The organism is Mucilaginibacter sp. P4_E8 (assembly GCF_056401495.1).
Genome location: NZ_JBFUJG010000194.1, coordinates 1 through 7369 on the forward strand (window position 1 = coordinate 1; position 7369 = coordinate 7369).

Annotated in this window: 6 protein-coding genes; 2 read left to right on the forward strand and 4 right to left on the reverse strand. The window is 39.4% G+C overall.

What is annotated here, in order from left to right; translation table 11 throughout:
• The 3 genes from AC1DRQ_RS28285 to AC1DRQ_RS28295 form a co-directional block, all read right to left on the reverse strand.
• Positions 1–368: STN domain-containing protein (locus AC1DRQ_RS28285; protein WP_477428987.1), on the reverse strand; the 368-nt coding region annotated here is incomplete at its 3' end.
• Between the two features lie 366 nt (positions 369–734).
• The gene (locus AC1DRQ_RS28290; protein ID WP_477428989.1) at positions 735–1817 is read right to left on the reverse strand and encodes a FecR family protein; all 1083 of its coding nucleotides are present in this window, start codon (positions 1815–1817) and stop codon (positions 735–737) included.
• Between the two features lie 112 nt (positions 1818–1929).
• Positions 1930–2481, reverse strand: coding sequence for an RNA polymerase sigma factor (locus AC1DRQ_RS28295; RefSeq protein WP_429392996.1), 552 nt, complete (start codon positions 2479–2481; stop codon positions 1930–1932).
• 205 nt (positions 2482–2686) lie between these two features.
• Here AC1DRQ_RS28295 and AC1DRQ_RS28300 point away from each other — a divergent pair, with 205 nt between their 5' ends.
• Together AC1DRQ_RS28300 and AC1DRQ_RS28305 are read left to right on the forward strand one after the other, a co-directional pair.
• Positions 2687–3598, forward strand: a complete 912-nt coding sequence (locus tag AC1DRQ_RS28300; RefSeq protein WP_477428992.1) for a helix-turn-helix domain-containing protein — start codon at positions 2687–2689, stop codon at positions 3596–3598.
• Positions 3599–3709: 111 nt separating this feature from the next.
• Positions 3710–4474: an SDR family NAD(P)-dependent oxidoreductase gene (locus AC1DRQ_RS28305; protein ID WP_477428994.1), complete on the forward strand. Its 765-nt coding sequence runs from the start codon at positions 3710–3712 to the stop codon at positions 4472–4474.
• A 53-nt stretch (positions 4475–4527) separates the two neighbouring features.
• On the opposite strand, the gene AC1DRQ_RS28310 is transcribed toward AC1DRQ_RS28305, so the two are convergent.
• Complete coding sequence (locus AC1DRQ_RS28310) at positions 4528–7275, reverse strand: alkaline phosphatase family protein (RefSeq protein ID WP_477428996.1); 2748 nt, start codon at positions 7273–7275, stop codon at positions 4528–4530.
• Positions 7276–7369: the final 94 nt, after the last annotated feature.

Sequence of the window (7369 nt, forward strand, 5' to 3'; positions counted from 1 at the left end):
ATGTAGGTTAACTCCAGTACGCCATTGTCAGGGGCGTTTATGCTGAAATTACCATTGACATCAGAAGTTACACCAACATTTGTGCCTTGCAGTTTTATGCTTACACCAATTAAAGGCTCGCCTGTTTTATCAACAACTTTTCCTTTAATAATAACCTGCTTATCGGCATCATCCTGGTTTGAGATAATAACCACATTATCATCAGCCATTTTATAGGATAGCTTATTGTCAATAATGGAATTCAATATCTGATCAATCGTTGCATCTTTTACGTTCAGGTCAACTTTACCCAATTTTTTAATGGATGCATAGTTGTAAAAGAACCGATAATCACTTTGTTTTTGAATTTTGGTCAATATACTGCTCACTTCGGTTTGCTTAATGCTGAGTGTAAATTTCTGCTGAGAATACACTGTTGCCGAAACTTGCATGCATGTAACCAGAATTAGAAAAAAAACTGCTTTCATTAGCAAAATAAATTTTAGACATACGGGGGTTCCCTGAAGCGGAAATGCCCTTCTTGTTTTTTTCATTACATTTGTTTTGAAAATTAATGGATAGAGTAAGCACTGTGTTACAACACCTTACTCTTGTTAATAAATCCTATTTGTTTTTACAGGGAGGAGTGCCAGCTCTTCCCTTGTTTATTTCGAATTTTCAGGAATCTGATAAGTATTGTTTCAATGTCATACGCAGTTAGTTTAAGGGGTTAATTAAATTAGTTTTATGTTGTTTTATTTTTGTGCCAGGTAAACAACCTTTCCATCCATTCTGAATTTGAATGGGGTTGTCATTTCAATAATTTGCATAGCATTTTTCAGTGATTCCTTATCAAGCAAACCACTTATTTGTTCGGTTTTAAGTGCAGAATCTTCAAATACTATCTGTACGTTGTATTTGCGTTCTATTTGCTTTGCCACATCTTCAAACATTTCGTTGGTAAACAATATCCTGTTATCAAGCCATGCTGTTTCTTTGATCTCTGTAGGCTTAACCATTGGTAATGTGGTTACCTGGTATTCAATTTTGCCAACATTAATATTACTAGCCTTTGTAACTTGCTTTTGAGGCGGGTTATTTGTCACCATTAACTTTTCGTTAGGTAATAATATAATTGTTTTTTCGGGGTTGTTTTTTAGGTCAACCTGTACTTTACCTTTTAGCAGGGTTGTTTCAGTTGTCTTATCGTTATTATAAGCTTTAACATTAAATACCGTTCCAAGTACTTTTATGGTTAGTTTACTGGTATGAACCAGGAATGGCTTTTTAGCATTGTGGGTTACTTCAAAAAAGCCCTCACCATTAAGGTTTACATCCCGGGTGCTTTTTGAAAATGTTTCGGGATAAGTAAATGTACTGCCGGCGTTTAGCATCACTTTTGTACCATCAGGCATTACCAGCTTTTTGGTAGTTCCGTATGGTACATGAACTTCATGCACTACCAAATTCGCACTTTGGTCACTATACCCCGATTTAACGCTATAAAATACCCCTCCGGCTATACCAAGTATAAGGATAGCTGCTGCAGCCCATCGCCAGTTAAACAAGGGTTTTATCCTGTTTGTTTCATTAAGAGCTATTGAGCCTTCATTTGAACTTTTTATTTTATCCCAAAGCTCTTCAAGCTTTTTGCGGAGGTCTTTTTGTTTAACTACATGGGGTTGTCCTGCATCACCTTTCAAAGCATCGGTAACCTGGTGCATTCTTTTATATTCAGGAAATTTTTCAAGAAAAACTTCAAGCTCGGTTAACTCATTTGCTGTGGCTGTTTTACCCATACTTTTAGCCATTAACTCAATAAACCTGGATTTGCCCATAATAATTTTAGATTCTGCAGTAAGGACACAGTACCGGGTGGTTTTTCCTAAAGAAAATAAAACTTTTTTTTGAGGGTTTTAATTGAGCGGGTTTTCAGGAGGTAATTTACACTTATTTGCCGCCAAGCGCGTCATCCAATTTTTTAAGGGCGATGGACAATTGGGCAAAAACAGTTTTATTTGAAAGCCCCAGTATGGCCGCAACTTCATTGCAGGACAGGTCGTCCTCTTTTACCATTTTAAATATGAGTTTGCAACGGGCAGGTAATCCGTTAACTGCTTTTAAAACTTTAGTTTGTAATTCCTTGCTGATCAGCAATTGTGAGGGATCAACGGATAATTGAAAATAATACGTTTCTGTAAGTTTCAGTTCTTTTATTTTTTTTGATGAAATACTTCGTAAATGATTCAGGCAGGCATTTTTTATTAGCACATATAAATAAACCTGCAGGTTTTTAATATTATCAAGACTTCCACGTCCTATCCATATCTTTAAAAAAACATCATTTACAATCTCCTGGGCTGCTTCTCTCTCGCCCAGGAACGAATAGGCAAATTTGTACAACTTGGCCGCGTGCAATTCATACAGCTCATTAAATGCAGCCTCATCCCCGTTAACCTGAATACGACGAATACGCTCCTGTGTACTCACAATGGCCGGCATTTTTTTTTAACAACAGTTTAAATTAATTGAAAATGTTTTTGATAAGCAAAAGTGTAAAATTATTACTACATAACACATAAATAGTACAGTATTCTGCATCAATGCTTCAAAAAGGCTCAAAGCCCTTAATTAAGTAGGGGAATATTATATTTTTTACCGGTTTACGAAGTTGCTTATATTTGTACAACATTTGAATTTTGCAAACATGGCACCTGATATTACCACGCTCGAGGAATTTTACAAGCAAACCTCCTTATTGCTTCCTGAAGGCATTAATAAGGACATAGGGCATTTTAATGTGTTTAAGATAGATGAGATGATGGCCCAAACACGGAAGAAGGGGATCATGCCTTATAACCGACGGGCTTATTATAAAATTAGCATGATAAGCGGCCATAACCGGGCCGAATATGCAGATAAGGTGATCGACATTGAAAAAAACGCCTTATTATTTGCAACGCCTAAGATTCCCTACCACTATGTGCCCCAGGATGAAGACCAGTCTGGCTATTTCTGCATTTTCACCAGCGATTTTTTGATCCAGCATAAAAGCGGYGTTGTACTTGACGATCTGCCTATTTTTCAGCCCCGGGGATACCCCATTTTCCAGCTTACAGACGAGGCAGCCGAAGATATCACCTTTATTTTCAAAAAGATGTACAAGGAGCTGTCGTCAGATTATGCATATAAATATGACCTGCTGCGCAACTACGTTCTTGAACTGATTCACTATGGTCAAAAGCTGCAACCGGCAACCGCCCTGTATCCGTTACATACTGCCTCGGCACGTGTTTCTTCCTTATTTATTGAACTATTGGAACGGCAGTTCCCCATTGAATCTGTACATCAAAAACTCAGCCTGCGCACCGCTAAAGATTACGCCGACCGCCTGGCCGTTCATGTAAACCATTTGAATAAAGTATTAAAGGAGAATATCGGGCAAACCACCACTGATATTATCAGCAGCAGGATTATACAGGAGGCGAAGATCTTGCTAAAACAAACCGACTGGAATATTTCGGAGATCAGTTATTGCCTTGGTTTTGAGCAGGTAGCCCATTTTTCTAACTTTTTCAGAAAACAAACCTCATTTTCACCAATTACATTCAGGATGTAATGCTTCTATTTGAATTTTGCAAATATCAGATTGATACTTGCAAACAGCCCGCCTGTTTAGTGCCCTATCTTTGTGTCATCAAATTAAATAATTATCTAAAACAAAAATAACATGACACAAACAAAAAAAATAGCTCTGATTACAGGTGGTAGCCGTGGTTTAGGCAAAAACATGGCTTTAAGCATTGCAAAAAAAGGATTTGATGTAATACTGACCTACAACAGCCAAAAAGACGAAGCACTTGCTGTAGTGGCACAAATTGAACAACTGGGTCAAAAAGCTGTTGCTTTACAACTAAATACAGGCGACGTTAAAAGCTTTGACGCTTTTTTTGGCCAGCTAACCACAACATTGAAAGATACTTTTAATACAGATCATTTTGACTTTTTGGTGAACAATGCAGGAATTGGCTTGCATTCATCATTTGCTGAAACAAGTGAAGAAGACTTTGATCTGGTGTTTAACATTCATTTTAAGGGTGTTTATTTTTTAACTCAAAAAGCTTTAGCGCTTATTAATGATGGTGGCCGTATCATTAATATATCATCTGGATTGGCCCGTTTCAGTATACCCGGTTCATCAGCTTATGGGGCAATGAAAAGTGCCGTTGAAACCTTAACCAGGTACCAGGCAAAAGAACTTGGTTCTCGTAGGATCACAGCAAATGTGGTAGCCCCAGGTGCTATTGAAACTGATTTTAGCGGTGGGATGGTTCGTGATAACGAACAGATTAATAAGCAAATTGCTGGCCTTACCGCTTTAGGTCGTGTAGGATTACCTGACGATATTGGTGGTGTGGTAGCATTTTTRTGTACAGAAGAAGCCAGATGGGTCAATGCACAACGTATTGAAGTATCTGGTGGCATGAACTTATAATATGCTGTAAAAACAGGCAGGATAGTCTTAATTTTTACCTGCCTGTTTTACAATTAATCATCATCGTCGTCAGTGTCCTTACCTGCAAGTTTGGCCGGATAAGGCTTTTTGCCTTTGGCTGCAAACCATAATATCCGGTTCATAACATCATCATTACCCCCATCAATATGATCATACTCGGGTCTTGAAGACAACTGTGCATAATGAAGGCTTGCTCCTTTAAGTGATGATAACGGAGGACTGACCTTATTTAAAGGAATACGATTTTTCAAGCTTTGATAGGTATAATCAGATGGTTTGCTGGTAAAGCAATCAAACATAGGTAATGCTGTTGCATCAATAATGTTCATTGGCGGCAACCCTAATATCTGCTCAATTGAACGGACTATACAAGTTTGGTTATAATTTTTACTCACTTTGCTTTGCAGTCTGCTATAGGGGCTTATTACAAAACCGGTAGTACGATATGCAGAAAYATGATCCCAGCCTGCCTGCGAATCATCTTCGGTAACAAAAATCACGGTATTTTTCCAGAAACGACTTTTTGATACCGCTTCAACAATACGACCAAGCGCCAGGTCATTATCGGCTACCATGGCATCGGGGGTTGGGAAACCTGGCCTGGTTCCTACGGTATGATCGGCAGAAAGGGCCATGATCATCAATTGGGGTAACTGATCACCAGGCTTTTTCTCATACTCATTTAATTCTTTTATAAAAGCGGTTGCCCGTAATTGCTCATTGATCTTGTGCTCATCAGAACCAGGATAGTTTTGTGATAGCATTGGCCTTACACGCGATATGGTACTGGTATTATTAAATACAAAAGGTTTACCTGCGTTATAATTATTGTAAATATCTGTCCAGCTAAGTTTGTTATCAAAGTGAACGGCACAGGCCTCGCCATATATCCTTACTGTTTTGCCATGGTCGGCAGCGTTGTTCCATATAAAACCGTTGCCATCATAAACCAGCGCATCTTCCTGAACATGCGGATAACTGCGAAACCATGACCTTACACTCTTTTCAACGTAATCGGTTACCATAGCAGCATCTGTCCATTGGTGGCCCTCGGCCGAACATTTTCCGGATGCATAATAATTATCAAGCAGTAAGAAATTACGGGCGAGGTTATGCTGGTTGGGCGTAACGCTATCCCCATAAATACATAACGATTTAGCGCCGTTACCTTCGGGCATATCGCCCAAAACCTGGTCATAAGTACGGTTTTCTTTTATGATATAAAGTACGTGGTTAAATACCGATGGTTCGCCAATACGCTCAGGCATAGGACGCGCCGGAATATTTTTACGGGGCAATAACTGAGCAATTTGTTGCCTGAAACTCAGGTTAAGGTCCTGCACCTTTTGGGTGTACTGTTTTAATAATGCCTCGTCAGGAATTGAAATAATAGACACTGTTGCTTTTTGATGATGCGAGTTATAAGCTTTAGGGCTCCCTTCAGCTACCTCTCCTCCCAATCCGGCTTTACCAATTTCCTTGCTGTTTATGCGTGAACCTTCGCCCTCAAGGTTGGTTACGAACAGGGTATTACCATCAACAGCAAGCCCACCCGGATAAGCTTCGGTTGGTATGAAACCTTTTACGGCATTATTGCCAGTGCCTTTGGTGGCAGTTTTTGAGCCGAGCTTAACCACCGCTACTGCATTATCAAGCCCGTTGGCAACATATAAGATTGTTCCATCTGTGTTAATGGCCAGGGCATTGGGGGTATCACCTATATAACTTTTTTTGCCCGGATTTAATTTTACATCAATGGCATCAATATTTTGGAGTGAGCCTGTTGATATAACCGATACCATATCACTGTTGCCGTTGGCAACATAAACAAAAGCTTCGTCGGCACTACTGATGATAGCATTAGGGTGCAGGCCTACCGGTATTTCCTTTATTACCTCCCCCCTTTCCAAACTCATTACCATGACCGTGCCCCTGGCCGTGGCACCGGTTTTAGGATCGATATATGCTTTGCCGTATGGTACACCCGCTGTTTCCCTGTTCACCGTATCAACAGCTTGCGGACCGGCCCAATTTGTTATGAAAGCTTTATTTTGGGCTATTACAATGCCATAAGGTGCAACACCAGTAGATTTTGTCCAAACTATTCTATTGGTTGAAAGATCAATTTTAACTAACTGATTATTACCGTTTAAAACCACATAAAGAAAATTGATTCCGCTTTCATTATTTATAGCCAGGTCATTAGGTAATGCCAGCGGCGATTCCCCTTCGGCCTTAAAAGCAAACGTATTTTTAATGCTGATCTTTTCGCCATCCCAAAGTGCCTGGAAAACATATGATTTTGAATCTTTACCTTTGCCAACTGCCGCGCTCCAAAATATCTGGGTTTGATCACCGGCCTTTAAAACTTTTAAACCAGAATAGGTACTTGTCAGGCCCCTGTACCGGGAATCCTGTTTATAAGTCCAGCGGGTGATCACTTTACTTTGTACCGTATCAATTAAAGTAATACCATACCTATCCTCAACAGCTATGAGTTTGCTGCCAGGTATCAATCTTACATCCATGCTATGGTTCTCATCGCCAGCATCGCCAAAAGATATAACCCTCCCTGCAGGGTCAATTATACGGTTGTAGGGCATTAAAACAGGCAGGATAGTTCTGTTAAGCGTACTATCGTCATAAGCGCTGTGCATGTTGGCCTGTTCATTTTCACCAGGTTGCTTACTGCTATTCACGGTATGACAGGCTGTAAGTGATATAAATAGTACCACTATAAAAGTTATAAAAGTGCTTATTGCCAGGCTTTTTTTGATCATACGTTCTATCTTCTAAACAGTAAAATTATAGTAACAATATATATTGAAAGTTAAGAGGTACTAAATTATCATAATTGTTACTTAGTATTGCTAT

What these genes read in the sequence shown, in the direction of transcription:
- AC1DRQ_RS28290 (WP_477428989.1), bottom strand. Translation starts at nt 1,817, where the DNA reads ATGGGCAAATCCAGGTTTATTGAGTTAATGGCTAAAAGTATGGGTAAA.
- AC1DRQ_RS28295 (WP_429392996.1), bottom strand. Translation starts at nt 2,481, where the DNA reads ATGCCGGCCATTGTGAGTACACAGGAGCGTATTCGTCGTATTCAGGTT.